The 25,798-nt window shown below is 61.5% G+C and carries 25 protein-coding genes, 2 tRNA genes and 6 pseudogenes; 17 read left to right on the forward strand and 16 right to left on the reverse strand.

All coding sequences use genetic code 11. From position 1 onward, the window contains the following. Positions 1 to 17: 17 nt before the first annotated feature. The 3 genes and pseudogenes from ACFQH2_RS15820 (at position 18) to ACFQH2_RS15830 (ending at position 1,766) form a co-directional block, all read left to right on the forward strand. Positions 18 to 809 (forward strand): electron transfer flavoprotein subunit beta/FixA family protein, encoded by a 792-nt coding sequence (locus ACFQH2_RS15820; protein WP_377055248.1) that lies wholly within the window; start codon positions 18 to 20, stop codon positions 807 to 809. Further along, positions 806 to 1,274: pseudogene (locus ACFQH2_RS15825) on the forward strand (electron transfer flavoprotein subunit alpha/FixB family protein); the annotation flags it as partial. The gene ACFQH2_RS15820 and the pseudogene ACFQH2_RS15825, both read left to right, overlap by 4 nt. After that, entirely contained in the window at positions 1,260 to 1,766 is a 507-nt protein-coding gene (locus ACFQH2_RS15830; protein WP_377077010.1) for an electron transfer flavoprotein subunit alpha/FixB family protein, read from the forward strand. The pseudogene ACFQH2_RS15825 and the gene ACFQH2_RS15830, both read left to right, overlap by 15 nt. Before the next feature lie 125 nt (positions 1,767 to 1,891). On the opposite strand, the pseudogene ACFQH2_RS15835 reads toward ACFQH2_RS15830, so the two are convergent. The 3 genes and pseudogenes from ACFQH2_RS15835 to ACFQH2_RS15845 all read right to left on the reverse strand — a co-directional run bounded on the left by ACFQH2_RS15835 (position 1,892) and on the right by ACFQH2_RS15845 (position 4,410). Beyond that, positions 1,892 to 3,118, reverse strand: a pseudogene (locus ACFQH2_RS15835) (FAD-dependent oxidoreductase). 204 nt (positions 3,119 to 3,322) lie between these two features. Next, positions 3,323 to 3,517, reverse strand: a complete 195-nt coding sequence (locus ACFQH2_RS15840; RefSeq protein ID WP_006087767.1) for a cold-shock protein — start codon at positions 3,515 to 3,517, stop codon at positions 3,323 to 3,325. A gap of 200 nt (positions 3,518 to 3,717) precedes the next feature. Further along, positions 3,718 to 4,410 carry a carbonic anhydrase gene (locus ACFQH2_RS15845; protein ID WP_377055255.1) on the reverse strand — a complete coding sequence of 231 codons (693 nt, stop codon included), beginning with the start codon at positions 4,408 to 4,410 and terminating at the stop codon, positions 3,718 to 3,720. 100 nt (positions 4,411 to 4,510) lie between these two features. On the opposite strand from ACFQH2_RS15845, the gene ACFQH2_RS15850 reads away from it, so the two are divergent. Then, positions 4,511 to 4,678 (forward strand): hypothetical protein, encoded by a 168-nt coding sequence (locus ACFQH2_RS15850; protein ID WP_377055258.1) that lies wholly within the window; start codon positions 4,511 to 4,513, stop codon positions 4,676 to 4,678. A 22-nt stretch (positions 4,679 to 4,700) separates the two neighbouring features. Here the strand turns inward: ACFQH2_RS15850 and ACFQH2_RS15855 are convergent, their stop codons facing one another. Beyond that, positions 4,701 to 6,512: a formate/nitrite transporter family protein gene (locus ACFQH2_RS15855; protein ID WP_377055260.1), complete on the reverse strand. Its 1,812-nt coding sequence runs from the start codon at positions 6,510 to 6,512 to the stop codon at positions 4,701 to 4,703. 239 nt (positions 6,513 to 6,751) lie between these two features. Between ACFQH2_RS15855 and ACFQH2_RS15860 the strand changes: the two genes are divergently transcribed. Together ACFQH2_RS15860 and ACFQH2_RS15865 are read left to right on the forward strand one after the other, a co-directional pair. Next, a complete protein-coding gene (locus ACFQH2_RS15860) occupies positions 6,752 to 7,078 on the forward strand; it encodes a 2Fe-2S iron-sulfur cluster-binding protein (RefSeq protein ID WP_377055262.1) in 327 nt (108 codons plus the stop codon). 98 nt (positions 7,079 to 7,176) lie between these two features. After that, positions 7,177 to 7,836 carry an SOUL family heme-binding protein gene (locus tag ACFQH2_RS15865; protein WP_377076922.1) on the forward strand — a complete coding sequence of 220 codons (660 nt, stop codon included), beginning with the start codon at positions 7,177 to 7,179 and terminating at the stop codon, positions 7,834 to 7,836. A 56-nt stretch (positions 7,837 to 7,892) separates the two neighbouring features. Here the strand turns inward: ACFQH2_RS15865 and ACFQH2_RS15870 are convergent. From ACFQH2_RS15870 to ACFQH2_RS15880, 3 genes and pseudogenes are all read right to left on the reverse strand, one after another. Then, positions 7,893 to 8,665, reverse strand: a pseudogene (locus tag ACFQH2_RS15870) (ABC transporter ATP-binding protein). Next, positions 8,656 to 9,462, reverse strand: a complete 807-nt coding sequence (locus ACFQH2_RS15875) for an ABC transporter permease (protein ID WP_377055269.1) — start codon at positions 9,460 to 9,462, stop codon at positions 8,656 to 8,658. The pseudogene ACFQH2_RS15870 and the gene ACFQH2_RS15875 overlap by 10 nt, the downstream one beginning before the upstream one ends. A gap of 21 nt (positions 9,463 to 9,483) precedes the next feature. After that, on the reverse strand, positions 9,484 to 10,491 hold the full coding sequence (locus ACFQH2_RS15880) for an ABC transporter substrate-binding protein (RefSeq protein ID WP_377076923.1): 1,008 nt from the start codon (positions 10,489 to 10,491) through the stop codon (positions 9,484 to 9,486). Positions 10,492 to 10,809: 318 nt separating this feature from the next. Here ACFQH2_RS15880 and ACFQH2_RS15885 point away from each other — a divergent pair, with 318 nt between their 5' ends. Together ACFQH2_RS15885 and ACFQH2_RS15890 are read left to right on the forward strand one after the other, a co-directional pair. After that, positions 10,810 to 12,792, forward strand: a complete 1,983-nt coding sequence (locus ACFQH2_RS15885; protein WP_377055273.1) for an aldehyde ferredoxin oxidoreductase family protein — start codon at positions 10,810 to 10,812, stop codon at positions 12,790 to 12,792. Between the two features lie 35 nt (positions 12,793 to 12,827). After that, entirely contained in the window at positions 12,828 to 13,190 is a 363-nt protein-coding gene (locus ACFQH2_RS15890) for a hypothetical protein (RefSeq protein ID WP_377055275.1), read from the forward strand. Between the two features lie 9 nt (positions 13,191 to 13,199). On the opposite strand, the gene ACFQH2_RS15895 is transcribed toward ACFQH2_RS15890, so the two are convergent. The 3 genes from ACFQH2_RS15895 to ACFQH2_RS15905 all read right to left on the reverse strand — a co-directional run bounded on the left by ACFQH2_RS15895 (position 13,200) and on the right by ACFQH2_RS15905 (position 14,301). Next, positions 13,200 to 13,571, reverse strand: coding sequence for a hypothetical protein (locus ACFQH2_RS15895; RefSeq protein WP_377055277.1), 372 nt, complete (start codon positions 13,569 to 13,571; stop codon positions 13,200 to 13,202). After that, entirely contained in the window at positions 13,529 to 13,840 is a 312-nt protein-coding gene (locus tag ACFQH2_RS15900) for a hypothetical protein (RefSeq protein ID WP_377077011.1), read from the reverse strand. Before ACFQH2_RS15900 ends, ACFQH2_RS15895 begins: the two co-directional genes overlap by 43 nt. A gap of 77 nt (positions 13,841 to 13,917) precedes the next feature. Then, positions 13,918 to 14,301: a hypothetical protein gene (locus ACFQH2_RS15905; RefSeq protein ID WP_377055279.1), complete on the reverse strand. Its 384-nt coding sequence runs from the start codon at positions 14,299 to 14,301 to the stop codon at positions 13,918 to 13,920. Positions 14,302 to 14,402: 101 nt separating this feature from the next. On the opposite strand from ACFQH2_RS15905, the pseudogene ACFQH2_RS15910 reads away from it, so the two are divergent. Further along, positions 14,403 to 14,818: pseudogene (locus ACFQH2_RS15910) on the forward strand (MoaD/ThiS family protein). Between the two features lie 28 nt (positions 14,819 to 14,846). On the opposite strand, the gene ACFQH2_RS15915 reads toward ACFQH2_RS15910, so the two are convergent. Both ACFQH2_RS15915 and ACFQH2_RS15920 read right to left on the reverse strand, forming a co-directional pair. Then, entirely contained in the window at positions 14,847 to 15,122 is a 276-nt protein-coding gene (locus ACFQH2_RS15915; protein ID WP_377055283.1) for a ubiquitin-like small modifier protein 1, read from the reverse strand. A gap of 75 nt (positions 15,123 to 15,197) precedes the next feature. Beyond that, positions 15,198 to 16,507: pseudogene (locus ACFQH2_RS15920) on the reverse strand (MFS transporter). 229 nt (positions 16,508 to 16,736) lie between these two features. Between ACFQH2_RS15920 and ACFQH2_RS15925 the strand changes: the two are divergent. From ACFQH2_RS15925 to ACFQH2_RS15940, 4 genes are all read left to right on the forward strand, one after another. Next, a complete protein-coding gene (locus tag ACFQH2_RS15925; RefSeq protein ID WP_377055287.1) occupies positions 16,737 to 17,213 on the forward strand; it encodes a metal-dependent hydrolase in 477 nt (158 codons plus the stop codon). An 80-nt stretch (positions 17,214 to 17,293) separates the two neighbouring features. Next, on the forward strand, positions 17,294 to 17,497 hold the full coding sequence (locus ACFQH2_RS15930; RefSeq protein ID WP_377055289.1) for a hypothetical protein: 204 nt from the start codon (positions 17,294 to 17,296) through the stop codon (positions 17,495 to 17,497). 213 nt (positions 17,498 to 17,710) lie between these two features. Continuing rightward, the gene (locus ACFQH2_RS15935) at positions 17,711 to 18,184 is read left to right on the forward strand and encodes an MOSC domain-containing protein (protein WP_377055291.1); all 474 of its coding nucleotides are present in this window, start codon (positions 17,711 to 17,713) and stop codon (positions 18,182 to 18,184) included. A gap of 141 nt (positions 18,185 to 18,325) precedes the next feature. Next, positions 18,326 to 18,475: a DUF7557 family protein gene (locus ACFQH2_RS15940; protein ID WP_377055293.1), complete on the forward strand. Its 150-nt coding sequence runs from the start codon at positions 18,326 to 18,328 to the stop codon at positions 18,473 to 18,475. 468 nt (positions 18,476 to 18,943) lie between these two features. Here the strand turns inward: ACFQH2_RS15940 and ACFQH2_RS15945 are convergent. The 3 genes from ACFQH2_RS15945 to ACFQH2_RS15955 form a co-directional block, all read right to left on the reverse strand. Continuing rightward, positions 18,944 to 19,017, reverse strand: a tRNA-Phe gene (locus ACFQH2_RS15945). A 90-nt stretch (positions 19,018 to 19,107) separates the two neighbouring features. Beyond that, positions 19,108 to 20,571 carry a hypothetical protein gene (locus ACFQH2_RS15950; RefSeq protein ID WP_377055295.1) on the reverse strand — a complete coding sequence of 488 codons (1,464 nt, stop codon included), beginning with the start codon at positions 20,569 to 20,571 and terminating at the stop codon, positions 19,108 to 19,110. A gap of 113 nt (positions 20,572 to 20,684) precedes the next feature. Continuing rightward, positions 20,685 to 22,043 (reverse strand): RNA-guided endonuclease TnpB family protein, encoded by a 1,359-nt coding sequence (locus ACFQH2_RS15955; RefSeq protein WP_377055297.1) that lies wholly within the window; start codon positions 22,041 to 22,043, stop codon positions 20,685 to 20,687. Positions 22,044 to 22,237: 194 nt separating this feature from the next. On the opposite strand from ACFQH2_RS15955, the gene ACFQH2_RS15960 reads away from it, so the two are divergent. Then, positions 22,238 to 22,471, forward strand: a complete 234-nt coding sequence (locus tag ACFQH2_RS15960) for a hypothetical protein (RefSeq protein WP_377057112.1) — start codon at positions 22,238 to 22,240, stop codon at positions 22,469 to 22,471. A 340-nt stretch (positions 22,472 to 22,811) separates the two neighbouring features. Here ACFQH2_RS15960 and ACFQH2_RS15965 read toward each other — a convergent pair. After that, a tRNA-Val gene (locus tag ACFQH2_RS15965) sits at positions 22,812 to 22,885 on the reverse strand. An 85-nt stretch (positions 22,886 to 22,970) separates the two neighbouring features. Between ACFQH2_RS15965 and ACFQH2_RS15970 the strand changes: the two genes are divergently transcribed. The 3 genes and pseudogenes from ACFQH2_RS15970 to ACFQH2_RS15980 all read left to right on the forward strand — a co-directional run bounded on the left by ACFQH2_RS15970 (position 22,971) and on the right by ACFQH2_RS15980 (position 25,788). Continuing rightward, positions 22,971 to 23,474, forward strand: coding sequence for a DUF192 domain-containing protein (locus ACFQH2_RS15970; RefSeq protein WP_377055299.1), 504 nt, complete (start codon positions 22,971 to 22,973; stop codon positions 23,472 to 23,474). A 47-nt stretch (positions 23,475 to 23,521) separates the two neighbouring features. Further along, the gene (locus ACFQH2_RS15975; protein WP_377055301.1) at positions 23,522 to 23,791 is read left to right on the forward strand and encodes a DUF7538 family protein; all 270 of its coding nucleotides are present in this window, start codon (positions 23,522 to 23,524) and stop codon (positions 23,789 to 23,791) included. A gap of 63 nt (positions 23,792 to 23,854) precedes the next feature. After that, positions 23,855 to 25,788, forward strand: a pseudogene (locus ACFQH2_RS15980) (ABC transporter ATP-binding protein). Positions 25,789 to 25,798 lie beyond the last annotated feature (10 nt).

Raw genomic sequence — 25,798 nt, forward strand, 5'->3', positions numbered from 1 at the left:
GCGTGCAATAGATAATCATGAAGGTTCTGGTGACCGTCAAAGAGGTAGTTACGGTCGGCGACGAGTTCGAGATCAGTGGGACCGAGATCGCCGAACAGTACCGCGAGTACGATCTCAACGAGTGGGACGACTACGCCGTCGAGGAGGCCGTCCAGATCAGCGAATCGGAGGACGACGTCGAGGTAGTTACGGCGACGATCGGCCCCGAGCGAAGCGACGAGACGATCCGAATGGCGCTCGCGAAAGGCGCAGATCGCGCGCTCCGGATCTGGGATGACGACCTCGAAGCGACCGAAACGCTTGACGTCGGGGCAAAAGCGGAGATACTCGGAGCGGTCGTCGAGGCCGAGGACCCCGACCTCGTGCTCACCGGCGTCCAGGCCGAGGACGACGCCTTCGGCGGCACTGGCGTCGCGCTGGCCGAACGCGTGGGCTACGAATGGGCAGCCGTCGTCAACGACCTCGATCTGGATGCCGATAACGGCGTCGCGTCGGTGCGGCGCGAACTCGAAGGCGGCGTCGAGGAGCTAACCGACGTCGAACTGCCAGCAGTGCTAACGATCCAGACGGGGATCAACGAGCCCCGATACGCGAGCCTGCGCGGCATCCGGCAGGCACAGGCCAAAGACCTGGACGTCGAGACGCTGTCCGACCTCGACGTCGACCCCTCGGCGGCCGATAGCGCGCTCGACGTCACGGAGATGTACGTCCCCGAGACCGAAAGCGACGTAGAACTGATCGAAGGAGGAGCCAGCGAAACCGCCGGACGGTTGGCTGAAGTGCTTCGGGAGAAGGGGGTGGCAGAATGACGGATATTCTCGCCGTCGCGGAACACCGCCGCGGCGAACTCCGTGACGTGAGCTTCGAGCTACTTACGGCCGGCCGCGAACTCGCCGATTCGACGGGCGGCGACCTCCACGTCGCGGTCATCGGCGGGGACGTCGACGCGTTCGCCGACGATCTGAACCGAGAGGGCGTCGACCGCATCCTGACCGTCGGAGCGGGCGAGGAGTTCAACCACGACGTCTATACGCAGGCTATCGCGGCACTGTACGACGAGGTTGCGCCGCAGGTACTTCTGCTCCCGAACACGGTCAACGGGCAGATTCCGCCCCGCGCTCGCGGAGCGTCTGGGCCTGCCCTACGTCCCCGACGCCGTCGAACTCGACCTCGACGGCGACGAACTGGTCGCTACCCGCGAAATGTACGGCTCGAAGGTCGCGACGACCAACGCTGTCGACGCGGGCGACGGCGTCGCCGTGACGGTCCGGGACGCCGAGTGGCCCGTCACTGAGGGAGCGGGCGAAGCCGAAATCGAGGCGGCCGACGTCGATATCGACGAGAGCGCGGTCCGCTCGACGGTAAAGGGCTTCGAGGAGGTCGGCGCGGGCGACGTCGACATCACCGAGGCCGACCTGCTGGTCTCGATCGGCCGCGGGATCGAGGAGGAGGAGAACCTGGAACTGATCGAGGACCTCGCCGACACCCTCGGCGCGACCATGTCGGCGTCCCGGCCGATCATCGACAACGGCTGGCTTCCGAAGGGGCGGCAGGTCGGCCAGTCCGGCAAGGTCGTCACGCCGGACGTCTACCTCGCCATCGGCATCTCCGGGGCCGTCCAGCACGTCGCCGGAATGAAGGGCGCGGAAACGATCATCGCGGTCAACACCGACCCGAACGCCCCGATCTTCGATCTGGCAGACTACGGAATCGTCGGCGACCTGTTCGAGGTCGTACCGGAACTGATCGAAGAGTTCGGGGAATAGGACGCGAGTCGCTCTTACTTCGATTTCTGTAGTATATTGGTTTGAAAACAGTAGCCATACGCTTCTGAAATATGTAGTAGTCGAGACTCTCCCCGGGAGCCTATTACAGGCGGTCTACCGCGGGCTTACTGTACGCTCCCGATCACGTCCGCGTCGGACGGCCCGTCGATATCGAACTCCGCCACGAGTTCGTCGAGTTGCTCCGGGTCCTGGCTGGCGTAGAGCGGCTTTTCGGTGGTCTGAGATGGCTCGTCGACGCCGAGACGCTCGGCTATCGAGTCGGCGGCCGCCTCCGCCATCATGCGATGGGTCGTTAGCTTCCCGCCGACGACGCTGGTGAAGCCCTCGACGCCGTCGCGTTCCTCGTGATCGAGCACGAAGAACCCGCGCGAGATACCGCGTGCCCCCCGGTTTCAGCCTCCTCTGGTGCGTACAGTGGCCGGACGCCCCAGTAGGTGCGGGTCTCGGGTGCCTCGGCCGCGGGTGGGAACATCTCGGCACACTCCTCGATGGTCCGCTCGATTTCCCAGTCCGCTTTCTCGTACTCGTCCGGATCCTCGACCTCGACACTGGTCGTCCCGAGCACTACCTGCTCTGCGTGCGGGATGACGATGTCGCCGTCGTCCGGGTCACGAGCGCGGTTGAGTACGATATCGAGTCCGTCGTACTCCTGCGCGATCATGACCCCCGGGTGGGCTTCATCTCGATATCGACACCCGCCATATCGCCGAGTTGCCCGGCCCACGCGCCGGTCGCGTTGACGATGTGGTCGGCGTGAATCTTCCCGATGCCGTGGTCGACTGCCGCACCGATCACTCGGCCGTCGTCACGGAGCAGTTCGGTCACCGGTGCGTCCGGGTAGATCGCTGCACCGTGCTCGCGTGCATCGGCGGCGGTCGCCGCGACGAGTCGGGACGGGTAGATCACACCGTCAGGAACGACCATCACCTCCTCGACGTCTTCGGCGAGATCAGGCACCGCCTCGCGGGCCTCCTCCGGCGAGATCCGTTCAGCGGGAATGTCGTGTTCGAGACACGCCTGGTACTTCTCCTCGAAGTACTCCGGGTCGTCGTCTGCCAGTCTGACGAAGTATCCCCCGTGTCGCGGATACATTCCCCCGCGATGTCCCGCAGAATATCGTTTTCGACGATACACTCACGTGCTCCCGCAGCATCCGACTCCGCGTAGCGCGCGCCGCTGTGCAAGAGTCCGTGTGAGCGCCCGGTCGTCCCGATGCCGAGGCCGCCCCGATCGATAAGCGTCACGTCGAGTCCGCGCATCGCCAGGTCGCGCGCGATTCCGGTTCCGGTTCCCCCACCGCCGACGACGAGTACCTCCGTACTGTGCATCATGCGCTCTAGGGACGGCATGGACTTGATAGGCACGGTCACCTGGGTGAGCGGCCGCTATCGTGCAGATGACCGAAAACCGATCGTGTGGTCGAGACTACTCTCGGCAGGAACTACGCATGCGTCGACAGCACCGTCGCTATCTCAGGTGAGTCCAAAAGAAAATACAATCCGCATTCCCGTCCGAAGACGGGAAGTCGAACCGAATTAGAGTCGGGTGACGTTGGTCGCCCGGGGGCCCTTGGGGGCCTGTTCGATATCGAATTCGATGTCTGTGCCTTCTTCGAGGTCCGGACCGCCAACGTCTTCCATGTGGAAGAAAACGTCATCGTCCGCGTCGTCCGTCGAAATGAAACCGTAGCCGCCTGTGTCGTTGAAGAAATCAACGTTTCCTTTCGCCATTGCAACCGTACCGACGCCAGTATTACGTATAAGGGTTGTGTTACTCGTTCAGATTACTGGCGGATTTTAAAATATGATCCGAACTGCCGACGAGAATCGTGAACATCTGTTAATTCCGCCGGCCGTTCGTGAAAACACGTGAACGGCAGAGTGGGATCGAGGAGTCAATAAAGGTGACGACGACGCCGTCCGGGACCGCCCTACTCCAGAAGACGGGCGACTGCGTCCGTGAACTCGGGCGGTACGAGTTCACGAAGCGCCTCGGTATCGGTCTCGCCGTCGGCGTTGACAAAATACGCGCTCCCTCGGTCCTCGCCGTAGACACCCTGAAAGTCGTAGACGAACCCGTAGACGGTTTCGGTACTGGGGACGTCGTCGCTGTCGAGCAGGAACTCGACTTGCTGGTCGACGTTGTACTCGACCAGTTGATCGACGATGCTCACGTCGCGGTCGGCGTCGACACGCTCGTCGTCGAGGCCGGCTTCCACGACAGGGACGAGCAGATCGACCCACTTCTCGATCCCGGGCGGAACCTCACTACCGCCGTTCTGGACGGCGTCGAGCGCGGCCGTCACTGCGCCACAGCCGCTATGGCCGACAACGAGAGTCACGTCCGTCTCGGTGTTGACCATCGGGTAGAGGACACTGCCGTCGACGACCCGTTCACCGTCGTGAACGTCCCAGACCTGGTTGCCGATCGTACTCGGCGTGAACAGCCAGCCCGGCTCGTCGATATCCCACATCCCGTCCTGAGGAACCCGGGAGTCGGAACAGCAGATCGAGACTGCGGCGGGTGTCTGGGCGTCCTGGACGGCCGCGAAGTGGTCCGGCGACAGCGAATCGACGTGACGGGCGTTCCGTTCGAGCAGTTCGTGAAGCGTCGTTTCGGGCATACGTTTACATCTCAATGAGGCGGGTTTTATTTTCCGATTCGTACAACGCGTACCGGCGCATGTAGCGAGAACTAAACCCGCCCGCGGTCAATCGTCAGGCATGCCAACTGAGGACGTCTACGAGTGCGACGAGTGCGGCGAGTCCGTGCCGGTCGAGGACGCCATCCGGTCGAAGACCTACGGCGATCTGGACCCGGACAAGTGGCAGACGTTGAACTGCCCGCAGTGTAAGGCGCGCCTCGCGACGGTGTTCGTCGGCGACGAGTGACGACGACCGCTGACCCCGTTCGCTAGCCGAACAGCCGGTCGCGGATGGAGCGCTCCGACGGTCGTTCGGCCAGCAGTACGGAACAGTCGACCTCGTTGACGACGTCCAGATGCAGCGAGTCAGTTACGAGCCGTGAGAGGAGTCCACGCTCGGTCGCCCCGAGCAGCAGGAGAGTGTCCTCGGTCGCCTCGCGTTTGATCGCGCCCTCGACGTCCCCGCTGTCGTCGACGATCGTTTCGGCGTCTTCCAGACTGTGGTCGATCGCCCACTCGCCGATGAAGCGTTCGCCATCGTCGCGCTCGTCCGGCCCGTCGACGACGTGCAACACCGATACCGAGGCACCGGTGGCGGACTGAAACAGTTGTGCGACTTCGGCGCTCAGATCGGAGTCCGGACCGCCTCTGGTCGGCAGGAGGATCCGCGAAGCGTCCAGTCCACGGTCCTTGACGACGAGGAAGTCGCAGGGGAGCTGGTTGGTCAGTTCCGAAATCGGTCGCTCGGCACGGGCATCGCTCCAGAGTCGGTCTTCCTCCCAGCCCAGCATCACGAGATCCGGTTCGACGCGCCGGGCGGTGTCGAACACCTCCTCGAACGACCGGTTCGTGATGATCCGGGACGTGTTGACCTCGACGTCGTAGTCGACGGTACGGCTTTTGATATCGGCCATCAACCGATCCGACTCGGCGATGATGCTCTGGCGTTGGCCGGGACGGAAGTCCGAGGAGCGACCCCGTGGCGTCTGCACGATGTGGACCACCTGCACGCTTGCTCCGTCTCTGGCGCTTGCGAGCGTACACGCGAAGTCGACGATCGGACCCTCAGTCCGGGGGTTCGCGATCGGAACCAGAATATCGAAATCCGACTCTTCGGAGCCGATGTCCCGCTCGGCGCTATCGAGGATCGGGACGTACGACCTGCCCACGAGACGGCCGAACAGCCACTCACGAACAGTCAGCCGTCGCTCGATCCCGTCGAATCGGGCCGATTCGAGACGGTTCTCGCTGGTCTGGAAATAGTTGACGATGGTGACCAGCGCCACGCCGCCGATCGTGTTGCCGATCAGGACGGGAAGAATGAACGTCGTAATACCGGGGAGAAGCGCCAGCTCACCGTGGAACATCAGGTAGAGCGCCTCGGTGAAGGTGACGACAACGTGAAAGAGCCCGCCAAGGGGGATCGCCAGGAAGGCGAGATACGTTATGACCACACGAGAGATGGTATCACGCGACGCGAACCCAACCCAGACGACGCCAGCGACGATCAGGCCGGCGAACACCGCCTTGAAAAAGAGCGACCACCAGCCGACCTCGAAGGCACCGTGCCGAGAGATCTCTAGCGCTTCGGTCGCCGCAGCCGGGTCAAACACGCCACCCCAGGTGAGCGCCATCGCGCCCGCCGCACCGCCCGCGAAGTTCCCCGCAAGTACTATTGTCCAGTGCCGAAGTAGCGCCGGGAGCGACGCGAGACGTTCGAGCGTGAGCGCGACCGGCGGCAGGGTGTTTTCGGTGTATAGCTGGTAGCCGCCGATGATGATGTAGAGAAAGCCGAGGGGATAGAGCAGCGATCCGACGACTTTGCTGTCGGTCGTCGCCGAGACCGAGGCATAGAGGAGAAACGTGATACTGATGGCGAACCCTGCGGCGATGCCGCTGAAGAAGAGTTCGCGCCCGCTTGCGGTGACCTCCTCGTCCGCCGCAGCGACGATCCGCTGGAACACCTCGTCGGCCGAGAAACGGTCATGGACGGCCTCGCCGACGGCCGGTGCGCCCATCTGTGACCGTTCGACGGTCTCGCCCGTAGTGGCTTCTCGGTCGTCGGTGTCCGGGTCCTGCATTGGTCGGTCAAATTCCTCGGAAGGACTTGAAAGCTACCATCTACGCCTGATGACGGTTAGACGTCCGGATGCCGCCGAACGGCGCGGCCTCGCACCAGGGTTCTGCAGGGATCGATCCGACGTGACTGAGATGGTCACTGAGCGACGCTTCTCTAAACTGACGGGGCGGTCACCCACTGCGTGCAGCCTTGTGAAATTCGGTGCCAAGACATACGTTCACAGGAAACGTACTATTCCGTATGCCGACGGTTCAGTTCCGTGATCGTGAGATCGACTGTGAGACGGGCGAGATCCTCCGTGACGTCCTGCTTCGGGCAGGCGAGAGTCCACACAACGGATTGGCAGATAGCGTAAACTGTCGAGGAAACTCGACGTGTGGCACCTGTGCCGTCGAGGTCGATGGAGCGGTCGGAGAGAAGAGTTCTCAGGAGCAACGCCGCCTCTCGTTTCCGCCACATGACCCCGAAGATGGCTTGCGATTGGCCTGTCAGACGACGGTCGAGGGTGACGTCGACGTGACCAAGCATCCGGGGTTCTGGGGGCAGAAAGTCGACGAGAACGGGTAGACGAGGGGAGGGCCGGTTCGGCCGCCACTGATCACGCGACCCGGCGCGACAGAAGAGTTACACTGACGCTTGTCGAAGTATCCGTATGGTTCAGAAAGTTGCGTGCGGGTCTGGCGCTGGCGGCCGGCGTCGCTGGTGCTGTGGGGGCCTGGAACCTCTATCAGCGATACAGCACGGAGAGCGTTGCCTACACCGTCGTCGCTCAGGTGGGCGACGCCGAACTACGCCGGTATCCGTCGGTCGTTCTCGCCGAGACCGTGGCGACGTCCGAGCGGGAAGCGTTCGGTCGGTTGTTCCGATATATCGGCGGTGATAACGTGGCCGCCGACGAACTCCCGATGACCGCGCCCGTAGAAGTTGACGGGGACGGGACATCGATTCCGATGACTGCACCGGTCGAGCGGGGAACCGGCGTCGAGACAGGTCACGTCGGCGGTGACGAAGGCGACGATTCGGACGTCAGGATGGCGTTTCATCTCCCGGAGGAGTACGACATCGACTCGGCGCCCCAGCCAACCCACGACGAGGTGACGCTGACGAGAGTGCCCGAACGGACTCTTGCCGTCCGCCAGTTCTCCTGGCGGCCCACCGACGAGCGAGTCGCTCGCGAAAGCGACCGGCTACTGGAGACGCTCGAAGCGGCGGACGTTCCCATCACCGGAGAGCCGTTCTACATGGGCTACGACGCGCCGTGGACGCTGCCGTTCCTCCGGCGAAACGAGGTCGCAGTCGAAGTCGAGGCACCTGACCAGGGCTGAGAGCGTTCGGGACCGACTCGGAGACGGCGGGTCGAATACGGAAGACTCGACGGTCGCTACTCCCGGATGAGGTCGAGGACCTGTTCGTAGTACTCACCGAATCCGGGGTCGGATCGGGAGCGCGGACGCGGGAGGTCGACAGTCACCGTCTCACGGACCGCTCCCGGTTCGGAACTCATTACGACGATCCGATCGGCGAGTCTCACCGCCTCCTCGACGTCGTGAGTGACGAACAGCACCGTTTTTTGGTTTCTTGCCAGATCTCCAGGAGTTCGTCCTGTAGCATCCTGCGCGTCTGCGCGTCGACGGCACCGAACGGTTCGTCCATCAGCAGTAGACCGGGATCGATCGCCAGCGCCCGGGCGATGCCGACTCGCTGTTTCATGCCGCCAGAGAGTTGGTTGGGGTAGGAATCGGCGAACTCTTCGAGGCCGATCAGTTCCAGCAGTCGGTCGACGCGCTCTGTCCGTTCGTCGGCCGGGGTGCCCTGCTTTTCGAGACCGAACGCGATATTCCCGCGGACAGTCCGCCAGGGAAACAGGTGGTACTCCTGAAAGACGACCCCCATGTTCGTCCCCGGTTCCTTGACCGGGGCATCGCCGAGGAACACCATCCCCTTGGTGGGCTCTTCCAACCCTGCGATAATCCGGAACAACGTCGTCTTGCCGCTGCCGGAGGGGCCGACCAGGCAGACGAACTCACCCTTGGTGACGTCGAACGTGACATTCCGGAGTGCCTGCACGGGACTACCCTCGCTCCGATACTGCTTGCTCACGCCATCGACGCGTACTCCGGTCTCGGCGACCCGTTCGCCGTCTTCTATCGCCATACGAGCACCTCCTGTTGGGCCGTTCTGAAGGCGGTATCGATTACCAGGTACGTGAGGCTCAACACCAGAATATACGCGATAACAACGTCGACCCGCAGATTGTTCGATGCGCGCAGAATCTCCCGACCGATACCCGGAACGCCGAAGATTTCGGCAGCCACCACGAGCATCCAGGAGCGGCCGATAGCTGTGCGCATCCCGGTCAGTATTTCCGGGAGTGCGGCGGGTACGACGACCGAGCGGACCAGTTCGATATCCCCGTTGACGCCGAGACTCCGCGCGACATCGAGTAGGTCCTCCGATACCCCCTCGACGCCACCGTACGCCGCATAAAAGTTGATCCAGAACGCACCCATGGCGATAATAAACGCCGCTCCCCAGTGGTTGATTCCGAACCACGCGATTGCGAAGCCGATAAGCGCCAGCGGTGGCACCGGCCGCAGCAACCGAACGACCGGGGCCGACAGATCGTCCAGCGAGCGACTCCAGCCGAACATGACGCCGAAACCGACGCCGAGTAGCGTCCCGATGAAGACACCGGGGAGCCAGTGGAGCATGCTCTGGAAGAGCGCGGTGGTCATCTCACCACTGGCTGCCAGTTCGGAGAACGTTTCGCCGACCGTCAGCGGCGATGGCAGGACGTACTCCGGTTGGGAGAGCGAGGTAATCCACCACACCCCGATGAACGTCAGGATGCCGGTGATGCCGAGCGCGGTATGCTGCAGATCAAAGCTCGATAGCGGGGCAAACGCCTCCTCGTCACGGTCGAGTTCTTCGCTGAGTGTGTCAGTTGCCATTGTTCAATGTACCCCTTCGGTTCACAGACTGTCGTAGACGCTGTAATCGAAGATCTGGTCCATGGAGAGTTCCTCGTCGATCTGCCCGTTTTCGTGAGCGAACTGCGAGAATATCTTCGTTCCCTCCTCGATTTCCCGGGGGTCCGTAATGAAGTTCGATAGCGGCGAGTCGAGCGCCTTGCGGGCCCGATCCACCGGCATTCCGATCCCCGATTCGACGTGTTCGGCCGTCCGATCCGGGTTCGCCTCGATGAACTCCGTCGCACGAACGTGCTGGCGGAGGAACTGCTCTGCGATCTCCGTATCCCGAACTTCGTCGGCCATCGTCACTACTGCGGCGGGTTGGCCCGGCATGACCTCTGTTGCGGTCCGGAGCATCTCCACGGGCGAACCCTCCTCCTGAGCGATTGTCGGTACTGGCTCCATGATCGAGGTGCCGTCGATTTCACCGTTGGCGATGGCCTGCCAGACCGCGTTAGCACCGCCGATTTCGAGGATATCGACGTCCGTCTCGGGGTCGATACCGACGATATCTCGGAGCCAGTAACGTAACAGGACGTCCGGTGTCGATCCCTGTGGGAACGTCCCGAACGTGAATTTGTCCCCCGTCTCTTCGGCCCACATGTCGAAGGCGTCGGCACCGTGCTCCTCGAACAGGGCGTTGAAATCGCGGTGGCCCATGATACCCATCGGCTCTTTGATGTTCGCGGCGGTCACTTTCGCGGGGATGCCACGGTCACTAACGATCATCGACGGAACCATCCCGAACATCGCGATGTCGATCTCTCCGCCGCCGAACGCCTGAACGATCGCCGGTCCGTTGGTAAACTCTCGGGCGTCGATGTCGCTGTCAACCTCCTCGAAGTAGCCTTCACCCTCCATCACGAAGTACTGAAGATCCGGATAGATCGGCATATACGCGACACTGAGTTCGTCGAGATCTCCGCCAAGACAACCGGCCAACCCGGCGGTAGCGGCCAGGCCGCTAGTAGCCATGAACTGCCTCCGTGAGAACGCCTCGTCTGTCATCAGAGTGGATAGGCGGTATTCACTTACGACAAGCACGGTCTCGGTAAATACCACGAGTAGCGTCGACGGGCCGACGATCGAAAATTCGGCAGGCTACCCCCAGTCTGTCTGCGATTTCGCTACAATGACGGTTCATATGGAGCGTCGTAGCTACCGGTGTATTCTACCGGCTTTCGGACATTATGTCAAACAGTAGTGACAACCGCCTGAAACTCCTTTGAACAGTAGTAACGACCCTGTCCCGGAAATATAGTGCTTATAGTTGACGTACCGAATCATTAAGTGTTCTCTCGCTCCACGTATAGAACATAGAAGACCATGACAGATTTGGGCGGATTCCACGATCATGTGGCACGTGTCGATCTCAGCGACCGTGAAGTGAACTACGAAAGCATCGACGACGAGGATGCGAAGAAGTATATCGGCGCCCGTGGGCTCGGGGTCAAGTACGTCTTCGACCAGGGTCCGGACGTGGACCCACTCGGCCCCGACAACCTGATCGCATTCATGAACGGCCCCCTCACCGGGACACAGGTGACGATGAGCGGACGGATCGCCGTCTGTACGAAATCCCCGATCGAAGGCCAGGTAACCGACTCACACCACGGTGGCTGGTCGGGTGCGAGGCTCAAGTGGTCCGGCTTCGATGGCCTCCTGTTCGAGGGGAAAGCCGAGGAGCCAGTGTACGCCTACGTCGAAGACGGCGAAGTAGAGCTACGGGACGCCTCGCATCTCTGGGGCAGCGGCGTCCACGAGACCGTCGAGACCGTCGAGGATGAGATCGATGGCGAGTACGGCAAGAACCTCTCGATCATGGCGATCGGCCCCGGCGGGGAGAACGAGGTTCGGTACGCCTGTATCGTCAACGAGGACGACCGGGCGTCGGGCCGCGGCGGTACCGGCGCGGTAATGGGGTCGAAAAACCTCAAAGCGGTCGTCGTGAAATCGGCGACGAAGATGCCCAAACCCGCGGACACGGAGACGTTCCGTGAGGGACACAAACAGGCGATGCAGTTGATCCAGGAATCCGACGTGACCGGTCCCAACGAGGGCGGACTGTCGGTGTACGGGACCAACGTCCTGATGAACCTCACCGAGGAGATGGACGGCCTCCCGACGAAAAACGCCGCATACACCTCGACCCGGTCGATGCGTGATTCGGAGGGCGACGACCTCGATGCCGAGGAGATCTCCGGCGAGCACGTCCGCGAAAACATCCTCGTCGACGAACCGACCTGTCACTCCTGTCCGGTCGCCTGCAAGAAGGAAGTCGAAGTCCAGACCCAGCACAAGGGCGAGGAGATGAACGTCCGGATGGAGTCGTTCGAGTACGAGTCCGCGTGGGCCCTGGGGCCGAACTCCGGGCACACGGACGCCGAAGCGGCCACGCTGATGATCGACCGGTGTAACGACCTCGGCATCGATACGATCGACGCCGGCAACACCATGGCGATGGCCATGGAGATGACCGAGCAGGGCAAGTTCGACGGACTGGGCGATGTCGACGGGCAAAGCCCGTCTGCTCGGGAGACGGAGTCTCCCGCTGGTCTAGATTGGGGCGACACCGAGGAGATGATCGAGATGCTCGACCGCATCGCACACCGCGAGGACGAACTCGGCGACCATCTCGCGGGCGGCCCCGCACATCTCGAACCCGAGTTCGACGCCGAAGAGAACTCCCTGGCAGTCAAAGGCCAGACGATGGCCGCCTACGACCCACGCTGTATGAAGGGGATGGCCATCGGCTACGCCACCTCGAACCGCGGGGCCTGTCACCTGCGCGGCTACACCCCGGCAGCGGAGATTCTCGGCATCCCCGAGCAGGTCGATCCGCACGACCCCGAGGGGAAAGGCGAGCTGTGTGTGCTCTTTCAGGATCTGCACGCCATCTCGGACTCCTTCGACATCTGCAAGTTCAACGCCTTCGCGGAAGGTATTGAGGAGTACGTGCTCCAGTACAACGGTATGACCGGCCGCGACGTGACCGAAGACGAACTGATGGAGGCCGGCGAACGCATCTACAACCTCGAACGGTACTACAACAACCTGGCCGGCTTCGACGGCGCGGACGACGACCTGCCCGGCCGGTTCGTCGAGGGCCACGAGGACGCTATCCCCGCACAGGGCGGGAGCGAGGGGCAACTCGCCGAACTCGACCAGCTAAAAGACGAGTATTACGAGGTCCGCGAGTGGGTCGACGGCGTCGTGCCCGACGAGAAACTCGACGACCTCGACATCGATATCGGCCCCGGCACCGGCGTCTCGTCGAGTGGCGACTCGCCCGCCACGGCGGACGACTGAGACCCCCGGCCAATCTTCCCGAAGTCCATTTATCAATGAGCGAAACAGAGGAGTTCGAGTTTCGAGTAGAGTCACGGTTGACCAGCCACGGCGTGTACGTCGATACCGTCACGGAAACGGAGGACGGCTACGCGGTCCAGTACGAGTCGATTTCGGCTGACTCGGAAGGGATCGTCCCCCACCGCGAGGTCGGGCGGGTGATCAACGTCTTCCGTGACCTGCACGACGACGACTGGACGGGCACGGACATCGAGGCCGTCGTCACCGACTTTGAGGGCGTCGAAATGGGTTGCTGGCACGTCGACGCGGAGTGGATCGACGAGTTGCACAACGGGGACCTGACCGAAGTGGAGTTCTCGGAGCGGGTCGTCGGCACGATTACACACAGCGACGAGTAGACGGGTCCGTCACGCCGGCGCGATAGCGACCGGCTCTCTGATCTCCACGCTGGTCTCGAACTCGTCGCGCCTGTCGAGGCGTCGACCGTCCTGCAGGAACTGTGTCTCGTGAGCACGTCTGAGAGCGTCAGCCTCGCGCTCAGTGAGGTCCAGGTCCTCGCCCACGCCCGACCAGTGGCCCTCCGGCGCGAGGAAGTAGGTCGTTCCGTCCGTTCCCTCGATCCGTTCGAACTCCCTCGCGTACGCCTCGTACTGGCCCACGAGATGCTGTTGCGCTCGTTCGAGAAGGGTCGACAGTCGCGAGAGAGTGACGCTCGCGCGTGCGCCTGCGAGCAACACTACCTGCCCATCGATCGGATGCGTGTGGTCGGCGCCAGACATGGCCGGGATAGCTCAGCCCCCGCCCGGACCGCTTTCTGTGAGAACTGCTCGATCAGCGGATCGAGCGTCTCCGCGCTCTCGCCCTCGAAGGAGACGGTGACCTCGGTGAGTTCCATCGAACGACCGACGCTGACCGTCGACTCTGCCACCGAGGCACGCCAGTCGTCGCCCTCGACGGTAGTTTCGTCGATCCGGTCGCCGCCAAGCCCCTCGAGATAGCCGATGACGGCTCTGGCTGAGACGCCCCGATAGCTCCGTTCGCGCTCGATCATCACACGTTCATAGTGGCGGCCGTTAGCTAAAGGTGTTGGCGCCAGCGGTCGACGTCCGAGGCGGAACGGTCCGCCTACGAGCCACCGCCGTGCCGGATCCCGTCGTCGACGATCCGGGCGTTTCGCTCCCGGTCGATCCGGTCGGCCAGATCGCTGTGGTCGTAGATCTGCTGGATGATCGAGGCGTGGAGATCACGCCAGCCCATCGCGTAGATGGGCGACTGGCCCCACGCGCGCAGTTCGACGACGTACTCGTCGTACTCCTCCCATCGACTCTCGAAATGCTGGATCATGTCGACGACGGCACCGACCGCCTCGCCCGCATCGTCGGTGAGCGCGGCGTTGAGTTCGCTTTCCCAGCCTTCGATCGCTCTCCCCATGTCCTGTTTCGTATCTTTACCGTCTTCGGGCAGAGCGTCGACGATTCCCTCCGGAATATACAGCTCTAGTTCTTCCATACGGCTACTGTGGTGGCGTCGGAAATAAAAGATACCGGCGCTCCGGACAGTCGAACATGTTCGGGCCGGACGCTTTCGGATTTGAGAGCCTAGAACCACGTATGGGAGAGACACGACAGCGAGCAGGTGAGCGGCCGGCCGGCACGACGGCCCCGGAGACGACCGTCGAGGTCCGATGTACTGGCCACGTCCGGACGGCAATCGGGACCGGGCGACTCCAGTACACGTTCGAGGGGAGACGCTCCGGGAGTTTCTGGACGCCTTCTTCGAGGAGTACGACGTGCGCGAGATGCTGATCGCGGAGACGGAAGCCGAGGCGACGACGCAAGGGTGGGCGCCGGAGATGGACGAGCTACCGGGCAAGAACTACGCGAAGAACCCAGAGGGCGAGCAGACCAGACGCTACGCTCGCGTCGTTATCAACGGGACGTTCAACGAACTCCTCGATGGGCTCGATACCGAACTTGACGACGGTGATCGGGTCGCGCTCATCTACCCGTTCATCTACTGCTGTTGAGGGCCGCAGGCTGACAGCCCCCGGCCGGCTATCCGCCCGCCACCGGCGGAAACGCACTGATCGTGTCGCCGTCGTCGAGTCGGGTCTCCATCCCCTCCATATGGGTAATATCTTTCCCGTTTTTCATCACTGTGATGTACTCCCGCGGCGAGCCATCCGTATCGAATACCTCTAGCTCCGGGTGTTCCTCGTCGAGTTCGCGGAGGACGTCGCCGACGGTGGCCTCCTCGGGAGCCGTCGTAGTGACAGTCTTCTGTCCGAGAGCCTCACGGAAGCCGGCGAACGATCTGATCTCGATCTCCATACAGGGTACTGGCACTGGAGCAGTATAAATCGAATCGCGCAATGATCGTGGAGAACGGGGCGAACGACGATACCGTCACGTCACCCGACCGACGACAGGGATCGCCCGCCGGGGCGGATTGACTTCCTCGACCTGCGTCAGGACGATGGCGACGCCGACGCCTGCGAGTAACGCCGCGAACGCAAAGGGGACCGCAAAGCCCCACGCGACGAGGATTCCGGAGAGCAACGGCCCGGCAGCGACGCCGAAGCCGAAGGCCATCGTTAGTACGGACAGCGTCGACCCGGATTCGTCGGCAGGCGCGATGTCCCCTGCGAGGGCAAGGGCTGGTGCAAAGACCATCGCACCGGCCGCACCCTGCAGGAATCGCGCGCTGAACATCAGCCACGAGTCCGATACGATACCGATGCTCACGCCGGGAACGAACCCCTGTACCAGCGTCGTCGGCACCAGCAGGATCGTGCCAGTGAGAATGAACGCTTTGCGTCCGTAGAAGTCGGTCGCGCGCCCGATCGGGGCCTGCAGGAAGATCTGTGCGAGCACGAACGCGGCGAACTGGAGGCCGAACATCTCCGGCCCCTGATTCAGTTGGGAGTTGACGATCTCCCCGAGCGTGGCGAAGACGGCGATTCCGACCGCCATGAAAAAGGAGACCACGCCAAGCGCGAACACCGGATCGAGCAACTGGGTCCCCGTCTGATCGAAGACGTCGATCCCGCTCAGCGCCGATTCGTCGGAATCGGACGGCTCGATGTCCGGATCCCGGATGAGCGCCAGCACGAGAAAGAAGGCAAGCGTCGCAGTCGAGGCGGCGAGATAGAACGCGGCGTCGAAGCCGGTAAGCGTCAGCGTCGTCGCGCCGATGGGGATCGAGTACGGACCGGCGGCGACGACGCCGCCCGCCGCGATGGGGCCGACGCCGAACCCGACCAGGCGGAAGGTGTTGTACGTCCCCATGTTGCCGCCCCGGTTGCCCTCGCTCGCGAGGTCATTGACCAGGGCGACTGTCGTCGGAATAATGAACGCGCCGGCGATGCCCTGGAGCACACGCAGGAAGATCAGATGCCAGTACGCCGACGCCAGCGAGTACGCGAAGCTGCGACGGCGATCAGCGTCAGTCCGAACAGGACGAAGATCTTTCGCCTGCCGGTGCGGTCCGAAAGCTTCCCAGTGAACGGCTGGAGCGGGCTATTGATGAGGCCGAAAATAGAGAGCACGAGGCCGGTGATAAACACCTCTGTCAGGCCAAACGTCGCACCGCTGACGAAATCGCTAGCGATGAACAGCGGCAGGACGACGATGAGAAACGAGTTGCCAACGGACTCGGACATGCGCGCGAGCGCCAGCGCCAGCACCTGCGGATTGACGCCGAAGAGGTCTCTCATTGGTAGCTCCGACAGGCCGGAATGCTCGGTAGACTCGGTATAGTCACTCGAATGAAACCGACGTGCGGAGTCAACAAGGATGTTTGGATAGCGGGTCTCTGTGCGTCGTGGCCTGTATGGAGAAACGACCGGGACTCGTGACCCCCGGGTCTCGAACCGATCAGGGGACCCTCGCGTGCGGGGTGGCATGGCCGGTCAATTTTTTATAGTGTGATGAGAACTGTCATTTATGACACCAGTCCCCGCTGGACGAGTCATCTTCCTCACCGGCGCTATTGCGACCCATGCCGTCGTCGGCTACGTGTTGGGTGCGATACTGGCCGACCGACCGTACGTCGGCGCTGTCGGCGGCGTCGTACCCGACATAGATTTCCTCTTTCCGGCGGCGTTCGAGTGGCCGTTCGTCCACCGTGGGGTTACTCATACCTTGCTCGTAGCGACCATCGCGACGGCTCTCATCGCGGTTCGACATCGGGCCACCGGGACTGCCTTCGGAGCGGGATACGTCTCACACCTGCTCATCGACGCGACGACTCCCCAGGGGGTCCCCTTCCTGTATCCGGGCCTCTCCGAATCGTTTTTCTTCGCGCTTCCGCCCGGCGGCCACTCGACAGTTGGAACGGTAATACTGTGGAGCGGGGCACTGTCGCTGCTCTATGTGGACGCCTCGGGGGACGTGCTTCGGATCTGGAACAGTCACGGCTGACTGTTCGATATTCGAGGAAACCACACCTGCGAAAACTGGTCGAACAGTACGTTTGTTACCTCCGCGAGTGAACCGTCCGTATGGGAAGCGACGGCCTCATCGAACTCGACCAGGAGTGTTGGGTCGCATTGGCAAAGTACAATCTGCTTTTGGCGACTGGATTCGGGATTCTCGCCGTGGTCGCTCGGGCCGTATTCCCGGATCACGGTCTCCTGATAGTCGAAAACGCGGTGCTTGCGCTGTTCTTCGGAGCTATCCAGACCTACGCCTGGCTCTCCGGGTGACCTTGCCGTCGTCGAGGCTGGTAGCTGATCGACCCTCACAAAGACTGTCCCGATAAGCCATTGCTTCTGTGACTTGCTACGCTCTGTGCGGTCCAGAGCGACCGTATCGGAAGAGCTATCGAGTGATACAGCGCGCCCAGTAGCGATCCAAGCGGCGGTGGCCAACGTCGGAGAGATGTGTGTTTTTATGCGGCATCCGGTCGAGGGGCCGGTATGGAGACGACAGGATCAGTCGAGGGGATCTTCGTCACGCCGGATTCGGGCGAGCAGATGGAGGTTGTCGACGCCGTCGAGGCCGTCGCCGGGAGAGGGCTGCGTGGCGACCGGTACTTTCACGAACGCGGGCTCTACAACCGCCGCGAGGACCTTCCGGAGGCCACGGACGTGACGCTGATCGAGATGGAAGCGCTGGAGGCGGCACGGCGAGACGAAGGGATGAAGCTAGAACCACGGAAAACCCGACGGAACATCGCCACCCGAAACGTCCCGCTGAACCATCTGGTCGACCGCGAGTTCACGGTCGGCGACGCGACGATGGTCGGCGTGCGGTTGTGTGAACCCTGCGGATACATGGAATCGCTCGCGGATGCCGAGGGTGCTGTCGACGCGCTCACCCATCGCGGCGGACTGAACGCGAACGTCGTCGACTCGGGGGCTATCGACGTAGGCGACGCCGTCGAATTTTGAGCCAGTTCCGGATGAACTGCTCGTCAGACGCCCCAGAAGAAGGCTATCCCGAGCGTCGTTATTACTGTACCAAAGAGTGATAGGCGGGTTATTTTAGTGATGTGTACGTTATAATAAATGTGGAGGTCAGGATTCCCTACCATGACATACACACTCGAAATCAGCGACGAACTCAAGGACCGACTGGACAGCCACCTTCAGGAAGGTGAATCGCACGAGGAATTCATCGCGGAACTGGTGTCCATCTACGAGACGGAAGGCGAGTTCCTTCGAGAGGGCTATTCGGAGTAAGTGCTCACCAGAGAGTCACTCTGTGAGCGCGTCCCCCGCTGTCCGGCAACCGCGCCACCGTCGTCGTTTTTCAGCCCGCTCGTCGAGGACTCTCTGCGAACCGGTTGGCAGCAACGTGTGCGGCCTCTTCGACAGGCCGCCAATATTCGCAACGATGTGCAGTTCCTGCTCGGTTCGCTGTGCGGACTGCGATCGTCGTGTTCGATTCAGCTAAAAAACAGTTTGCTGCTCACGGTCGCGACGCTTTTTCACGTTGTTCGCGGTGAGAAATGCCGCCTCCCCGATTTGAACCACCGGAAGACATCGCTACGCTCGTCTTCCGAGCCCCCTCTCGCTCGATTCGCGGTTTCACCGCTCATCGCCGAGGCGTTCGCTTCGCTCACCCCTCGTACCGCTCGCGGGGAGGGGGACAGCTCGATCTTCAGTCGAGGCCGCCGCTCTTCGAATCGGATCCGTATAGAATCGGTATGCCGCCTCCCCGATTTGAACGGGGGACAGCTCGATCTTCAGTCGAGTGCTCTCCCAGTCTGAGCTAAGGCGGCCCGCCTCGTGGCGTACCATTATCTCTATCGATGGAAGGAAAAAGGATTTCAGAAACACGGCGGGTGGGGTACCATACCTCATGGACTGCGCTACGATCGCTCGAAGTAGTCGAAACTGTACGTTTCGGCGACAGGTGGCAAGTTTTCGGCTGGCTCCTCACGCAGGTCGTCCCAGTCTACCCCTCCGGCGGCGGATCGGTCGAGCCGTATCTCCGACGCTCGCTCGAACTCCTCGTCGTTATCGTCGTCGTTATCGTCGTTATCGTCATCGTCTTCGTCTTCGTCTTCGTCTTCGTCGTCGTCGTCGAACCTGTCAGTCTCTAAGGTGAGCCAGGCGTCGATTTCGATATCGAGAATCTGATAGTTGCTGGTGAACAGCGACTCGAAGACGTTGATTGCGAACTCCGCGATAGCCTGCTCGGTCCGGCTTGCATCCGAGGAAAACACGGCTCGCTGCCGCGCCGCGAGATAGCCCAGTCGAACCCGGTAGCCGTCGGGATGTGACTCGACGTCTATCTCGTCGTCAAACCATCCCTCGAAGACGTCCGGCTTGCCAATAAACGGGAACGGGTCCTGGGCGAGTCTGATCGCCGCTGTCTCGGTTAGCTCCGGACCGTCCGGTGATTCGGGGGTGAACGTCACCCGCTCGGTCCGCAGGTCGGCCCCGTCCTCGGACGCCTGAACGCTGACTTCCACGGTCGCCTCCTCCAGGAGGCGTGGATCGAGATCCACCCTCGGTTCGACCAGAGACCGGGCCGCAAAGGTATCGGTTTCGACGACTTCGCCGGGGTATCGAGCGACGACCTCGAAGGGAACGTTTGCGGTCGCCTTCTCGATAGCGAGCGTACGTCCGTCCCCGGTCTGGTCGGAGACACGTAGCGAGGCCGTTCGCTCGAAGTCGTATGTGATCGTCTCCGTAGCCAGTTCGCGCTCTTCGTCGACAGTGTACAGCGTCACCGCGATCTCCTGGTCCCCTCCGACCGGCGGATCGAGGTCTATTGGCAGGGTTTCCACTGTCCGATCTGCCTCGAACTCGCTCGTCTCGTAGCGCTCCCCGGCGTATTCGACGATCATATAGAACCGGGCGTCAGCAGTCGCCTCGTCGACGACGAACACGTCTCCTGCACCGCTCTGGTCGGTCAGCGAGAGTCGGCCCACCGGCCGATCGACGGTGTACTCGATCTCGCGGCGCAACACCGACTCGTCGTCCGCAGCAGTCCGGAGCAGGATGCTGACCCTGACCGTCGTGTGGTTGTCGAGTTCGGGAGCGATCGGTAGCTCCACGTCCGTAGCCGATTGCTCGGCCGCAAACGTGTCGCTTACCGTCGCTTGTTCGCCGTGTCGTAGTTCAAGATAGTAATCGACCGACGCTGAGGCGGCCGTGATCGTCACTGACGATCCGTCACCCACCTGATCGGAGACGCTGATGTATCCGTCGTATGATGAGGAAGCTGATTGCTCGGGCGACTGATCGTCCTCGTCTCCGAGACAGCCAGCCAAGACAACGACGGACCCTGCGAGAAACGACCGACGGTCTATCGGAACAGTGGCCATATGCCCAAACATGGACGATCAGTAGGTCAACGTATTTGCCTATTGGTACCACGATTGCTACGAGTAAACGACCACGGGTCGGGTGACCCGTGGCTTTTGTAGTTCCCTCAACTTTAGCTGTGAAGCACTCCCTGTGAGGCGATCTCGTGGGATGAGGTTGGACGGTTTACATCCACACCACCACAATTTGTGGTGTTGTGGCGTCCCGACCCGACCCGGCGCACCCGCACTTGTGGCGGGGTTTTGCGAGGTCGGTAGTTATCCGCGTTGCTGTGACTGTCATCGCCGGTCTCTGTTTTCGCAATCCATCGCACCGCAGCATTCACCGACGCGTTCCGATCAGAATGATCCTGCTCAAGAGCACACACATCATTCTGACACGTGAATCGCCCACCGTTCCGAGAGCCAAGTTCACCGCAGCACGCACAGCGCTGTGAGTTATACTCAGATTCGACATGCTCGACTGGCGCACCGTGACGGTGGGCTTTGTACGTGACTTGCCGTTCAAACTCGTGAAACGGCAGTTTATGCAATCGGCGGTTCATATAGCTGCCGTAGTCCATGTCGTTGCGAATACCGTCGAGCGATTCAAACACCACAACAGGGTTCGGGAACCATCGCACGTAGTGTTCGATGACTTTGCTGAGTCGGTGAAGCGTCCACTCAGTAAAGTTCTCCACGTGGTTCCCGATCTCGTGGACGACGCTGTGTTTGTCGTGTTCCTGGCAGCGACGTTTAATGTCGTAGTATCGCTGCCGTTTCTGCTTGACTTGGCCGTAATCAATGGTGAGTTGCGCGAGCGTTTCACGCGACTCCCTGTCGAGGACGGTTGTGGTGATGTTGCGTTCGTTAATGTCGATGGCGATGACAGACTCTGCATCGTCCGCAGCATCTAGTTCGACTGGTTGTTGTATCGGGACGTGTAGGTAGTACACGCCCTCTCGATACACAACCTCTGCTCGACCCACAGATAGTGAGCTCGACGAGTCAAGCGCGTGCTTGACTCTGTCGAGCGACTGTTTATTCCCGCGAAGAACCCCACGAACTTTCTCTTTGTATGGTTGGGTGCTGATGCGGTAGCCGACGCGGTCATCTTTGTCACGAACTGTGAGTTCGTAGCCTTCGCCGTGATTCATGACGAGCGGGAAGGCTCCGAGAGAGTCGGTCGCGGGTGGTTGTGGTTTCGGTAAGTCGTCTTGATTGTCGCTATTGTGCCATTTTTTCAACGCGGACTCGTAACTGTTGTAGGCGTCGCAGGCTTTCCACACAACGGCTTGGGCGTTGTTTTTCACGAAATCATTCGCGGTCGGCGTGACTTGTTTGGCAATCTCGGTCTTCGAGTATCCGAGTTGTCGCATTGCCCAGGTGTGGTTTGCGATGGGTCGGGCGTCGAATCGGGCTTGTTTGAGACGCCAGCGCTCGCCGCTCTCGATGTGAAGGCGGAAGCACAGCGTTTCAACAAGCTCTTTCATCTGACAAATAATTCATCACAACATATCCCATTAAAACCACGCATCAACTCACCGTGGTTTGCCTGATCAAGTTAACGGCATTCACCCACGGGTCAGGTGACCCGTGGTACTCTGCCTGCCATCTATAGATCAGCAGGGCTGCGACGAGTTCCCAGAGCACAGACATATAAGACGGGCGCCAGTAAAACGATGGAATAGGTGTACTCGACTCCTTCGGTTCATTATTGAGCAGTCTCATCGCCGCAAGCGTGATGCTACTGTTCGCAATACTGAGCGTATTCGTGACCGTATTCATCGTCGACGCCGCCGCCTCGATCGGGGGCCTCTCGCCGAGTGACGACTTCGTCCTGCTCGGCGCGGCACTGCTCGCGTCAGCCGCGATTGTCGCCGGTGGAGGCAGTTTCGCGACGCCGGAAGTCGAGGAGTAAGGGCGACCGACTGTTTCCAGGTAGCACTCGTCGACGAGTAGTGACGAATGGGTCCGAACCCTCAGTGATTCTGCTGTCGCTCACGGAGTTGTTCGCGACAGCGAGGATGGGTTCGGGCGGGGTCGAACCGAAGCCAGATGTGCTCACTACGCTCCGCGCGACTGGCAGGGTCCGAACCCTCAGTGATCCTGCTGTCGCTCACGGAGTTGTTCGCGACAGCAAGGATGGGTTCGGGCGGGTTCGAACCGCGAGGACTTCGCTCCGCTCGTCCTCTGGGTTGCGAACCCGACGACCGCATCGCGCAGGCGGCGCTCGGAAGTGAGCGCCGACAGAAACTCAGTGGGTTCGGGCGGGTTCGAACCGCCGATCTCGGCCTTGTAAAGGCCGCGTCATAACCAACTAGACCACGAACCCGGCACCTGAGCGAAGACGACCCACGGGAATAACGCTTTCTTTCTCGGTCGGTACGCTTACCATTCTGCTGGTCCACAGAACACGTATGATCGACCGTCGTCTCCGGATCGCGTTCTCGCTAACTGTCATCGTAGTGAGCGTCCTGGGGCTCGGTCTGTTCGCCAGCCAGATGGGCCTGCTTCCATGGTCCGGCGAACACTCCGATGCGACTATTGAGGTCGTCGACGAGGACGGGGAGACGCTCGCAGTAGTCGACACAGAGGTCGCGGACACGCGCTCAGATCGCTACACTGGGCTGAGCGAGCACGATTCGCTGGCCGATGGCGAAGGGATGTTGTTCGTCCACGACGACGAGGACGAACGCACCTACGTCATGCGGAACATGTCCTTCGGCATCGACATCGTCTTCGTCGACGCCGACGGCCAAATCACGACGATTCACAGCGCGCCTGCGCCGGCCCCCGACGAGGACGGCGAGCAGCAGCGCTACAGCGGGACGGGACAGTACGTCCTCGAAGTGCCACGGGGCTACATGGACGACAACGACGTTTCGGTCGGCGATCGGATCGAGATCGAGTATCACGACTGACGCATGGATCGAAAACCCATAGAGTCAGCGTCTCCTAGATGACGCCTATGGCCGACACGCTGAACACGCTCACCGAGCAGGACGGCTGGCGGCAGGAGGGCTTTGCGGCGCGCGTTCACTACGAAGGCGCGGACGAGTACTACAGCATCGAGTACTACGAACCGAGCGACTGCGTGCTCTACTGGAAGGTGAAGGGAGACGGTGAGACGGCAGTGCCCGTCGGTCGGGAGACAGTACCGACGCCGCTTCGCGATCGGATCCGAATGGACCTCGACGCCGCGGGGATCGACCCGGAGATCGAACGACGCGATATCTAGAGAAACCGGTTAATCTCCCGTTCTAACAAACTCTTTTAGACCGTTGTCTGTTAAACCGAGTGAATGAGCGGTGTCGACTGGGACGAGGACGACCCCTTCGAAGAGCAACGGGACAAGATCGAGAACCCGATGCGGCGGTTGTTCAGTGCCTACGGTAGCCGGTACAGGTTTCAGGCCATCGTTGGCATCATTACGAGCATCTTCGCACGGATCCTCGATCTGCTGCCGCCGATCATGCTGGGTGTCGCTATTGACGCCGTCTTCTTCGAGGAGGTGGGCTACGCCGAGGCGTTCCCGATCGGTGGAAACCTCATCGAGCCAGTCGTCCCCGGAACGACGGAAGGGCAGTTCTGGCTAACGATCGGAATCATCGGGGGCGCGTTCATCCTGGGTTCAGTCTTCCACTGGACGCGTAACTGGGGGTTCAACTCCTTCGCCCAGAACATCCAGCACGACGTCCGGACCGACACCTACGACAAGATGCAGCGGCTGAACATGGACTTCTTCGCCGACAAACAGACCGGCGAGATGATGTCGATCCTCTCGAACGACGTCAATCGCCTCGAACGGTTCCTCAACGACGGGATGAACTCGCTGTTCAGACTCGTCGTAATGGTCTTTGGGATCGGCTTGCTGCTCTTTGCGTACAACTGGCAGTTAGCCCTGGTTGCCATGCTTCCCGTCCCGCTGATCATGGCCTTTACGTACTTCTTTATCAAGATCATTCAGCCGAAGTACGCGGAGGTCCGCTCGACGGTCGGAAACGTCAACTCCAGACTCGAGAACAACCTCGGCGGCATCCAGGTTATCAAGTCGAGCACCACCGAGGACTACGAGTCCGAACGGGTCGACGACGTCTCGATGGACTACTTCGACGCCAACTGGGACGCCATCACCACGCGGATCAAGTTCTTCCCCGGCCTGCGCGTCATCGCCGGTATCGGCTTCGTCATCACGTTTATCGTCGGCGGTCTGTGGGTGTTCCAGGGGCTCCGGGGCCGTTTACCGGTGAACTCCGAACCGGTACCTTCGTCGTGTTCATCCTCTACACCCAGCGGTTCATCTGGCCGATGGCGCAGTTCGGGCAGATCATCAACATGTACCAGCGCGCTCGCGCCTCGTCGGCCCGGATCTTCGGACTGATGGACGAGCCGAGTCGGGTCGAGGAGGACCCGAACGCGACCGAACTCACCGTCACGGATGGTCGCGTCGAGTACGACGACATCTCCTTTGGCTACGACGAGGAGACGATCATCGAGGACGTCGACTTCACGGTCGAAGGCAGCGAGACGCTCGCACTCGTCGGGCCGACCGGCGCCGGGAAGTCCACCGTCCTGAAGCTACTGCTGCGGATGTACGACGTCGACGAGGGAGCGATCCGGATCGACGGCCAGAACCTCCGAAACGTGACGCTCAACAGCCTGCGGCGCTCGATCGGATACGTCAGCCAGGATACGTTCCTGTTTTACGGCACCGTCGAGGAGAACATCCGCTACGGCACCTTCGACGTCGAGCGCGAGGACGTGGTCGAGGCCGCAAAGATGGCCGAGGCTCACGAGTTTATCCAGAACCTCCCCGAGGGCTACGACACCGAGGTCGGCGAACGGGGCGTCAAACTCTCCGGCGGCCAGCGCCAGCGGCTCTCGATTGCCCGTGCCATCCTCAAGGATCCCGAGATCCTGATCCTCGACGAGGCCACCAGCGACGTCGACACCGAGACGGAGATGCTAATCCAGCGTAGTCTGAACCGTCTCACCGAGGACCGCACTACATTCTCGATTGCCCACCGGCTCTCGACGATCAAGGACGCCGAGAAGATCCTCGTCCTCGAAGACGGCCGGATCGTCGAGCGAGGTACTCACGAAGAGCTACTCGGTAACGACGGGCTCTATGCGCACCTCTGGGGCGTCCAGGCCGGCGAGATCGACAAACTCCCACAGGAGTTCATCGACCGGGCGGCAAAGCGGCAGGCCCGGACCGAGACCGACGACGACTGAGCACCCCGCC

This window comes from Natronoarchaeum sp. GCM10025703 (genome assembly GCF_042661985.1).
Lineage (GTDB): Archaea > Halobacteriota > Halobacteria > Halobacteriales > Natronoarchaeaceae > Natranaeroarchaeum.

What these genes read in the sequence shown, in the direction of transcription:
- ACFQH2_RS15820 (WP_377055248.1), top strand. Translation starts at nt 18, where the DNA reads ATGAAGGTTCTGGTGACCGTCAAAGAGGTAGTTACGGTCGGCGACGAG.
- ACFQH2_RS15840 (WP_006087767.1), bottom strand. Translation starts at nt 3,517, where the DNA reads ATGGCGAAAGGAAACGTTGATTTCTTCAACGACACAGGCGGCTACGGT.
- ACFQH2_RS15845 (WP_377055255.1), bottom strand. Translation starts at nt 4,410, where the DNA reads ATGCCCGAAACGACGCTTCACGAACTGCTCGAACGGAACGCCCGTCAC.
- ACFQH2_RS15850 (WP_377055258.1), top strand. Translation starts at nt 4,511, where the DNA reads ATGCCAACTGAGGACGTCTACGAGTGCGACGAGTGCGGCGAGTCCGTG.
- ACFQH2_RS15855 (WP_377055260.1), bottom strand. Translation starts at nt 6,512, where the DNA reads ATGCAGGACCCGGACACCGACGACCGAGAAGCCACTACGGGCGAGACC.
- ACFQH2_RS15860 (WP_377055262.1), top strand. Translation starts at nt 6,752, where the DNA reads ATGCCGACGGTTCAGTTCCGTGATCGTGAGATCGACTGTGAGACGGGC.
- ACFQH2_RS15875 (WP_377055269.1), bottom strand. Translation starts at nt 9,462, where the DNA reads ATGGCAACTGACACACTCAGCGAAGAACTCGACCGTGACGAGGAGGCG.
- ACFQH2_RS15880 (WP_377076923.1), bottom strand. Translation starts at nt 10,491, where the DNA reads ATGACAGACGAGGCGTTCTCACGGAGGCAGTTCATGGCTACTAGCGGC.
- ACFQH2_RS15885 (WP_377055273.1), top strand. Translation starts at nt 10,810, where the DNA reads ATGACAGATTTGGGCGGATTCCACGATCATGTGGCACGTGTCGATCTC.
- ACFQH2_RS15890 (WP_377055275.1), top strand. Translation starts at nt 12,828, where the DNA reads ATGAGCGAAACAGAGGAGTTCGAGTTTCGAGTAGAGTCACGGTTGACC.
- ACFQH2_RS15895 (WP_377055277.1), bottom strand. Translation starts at nt 13,571, where the DNA reads ATGTCTGGCGCCGACCACACGCATCCGATCGATGGGCAGGTAGTGTTG.
- ACFQH2_RS15905 (WP_377055279.1), bottom strand. Translation starts at nt 14,301, where the DNA reads ATGGAAGAACTAGAGCTGTATATTCCGGAGGGAATCGTCGACGCTCTG.
- ACFQH2_RS15915 (WP_377055283.1), bottom strand. Translation starts at nt 15,122, where the DNA reads ATGGAGATCGAGATCAGATCGTTCGCCGGCTTCCGTGAGGCTCTCGGA.
- ACFQH2_RS15925 (WP_377055287.1), top strand. Translation starts at nt 16,737, where the DNA reads ATGACACCAGTCCCCGCTGGACGAGTCATCTTCCTCACCGGCGCTATT.
- ACFQH2_RS15930 (WP_377055289.1), top strand. Translation starts at nt 17,294, where the DNA reads ATGGGAAGCGACGGCCTCATCGAACTCGACCAGGAGTGTTGGGTCGCA.
- ACFQH2_RS15935 (WP_377055291.1), top strand. Translation starts at nt 17,711, where the DNA reads ATGGAGACGACAGGATCAGTCGAGGGGATCTTCGTCACGCCGGATTCG.
- ACFQH2_RS15940 (WP_377055293.1), top strand. Translation starts at nt 18,326, where the DNA reads ATGACATACACACTCGAAATCAGCGACGAACTCAAGGACCGACTGGAC.
- ACFQH2_RS15950 (WP_377055295.1), bottom strand. Translation starts at nt 20,571, where the DNA reads ATGGCCACTGTTCCGATAGACCGTCGGTCGTTTCTCGCAGGGTCCGTC.
- ACFQH2_RS15955 (WP_377055297.1), bottom strand. Translation starts at nt 22,043, where the DNA reads ATGAAAGAGCTTGTTGAAACGCTGTGCTTCCGCCTTCACATCGAGAGC.
- ACFQH2_RS15970 (WP_377055299.1), top strand. Translation starts at nt 22,971, where the DNA reads ATGATCGACCGTCGTCTCCGGATCGCGTTCTCGCTAACTGTCATCGTA.
- ACFQH2_RS15975 (WP_377055301.1), top strand. Translation starts at nt 23,522, where the DNA reads ATGGCCGACACGCTGAACACGCTCACCGAGCAGGACGGCTGGCGGCAG.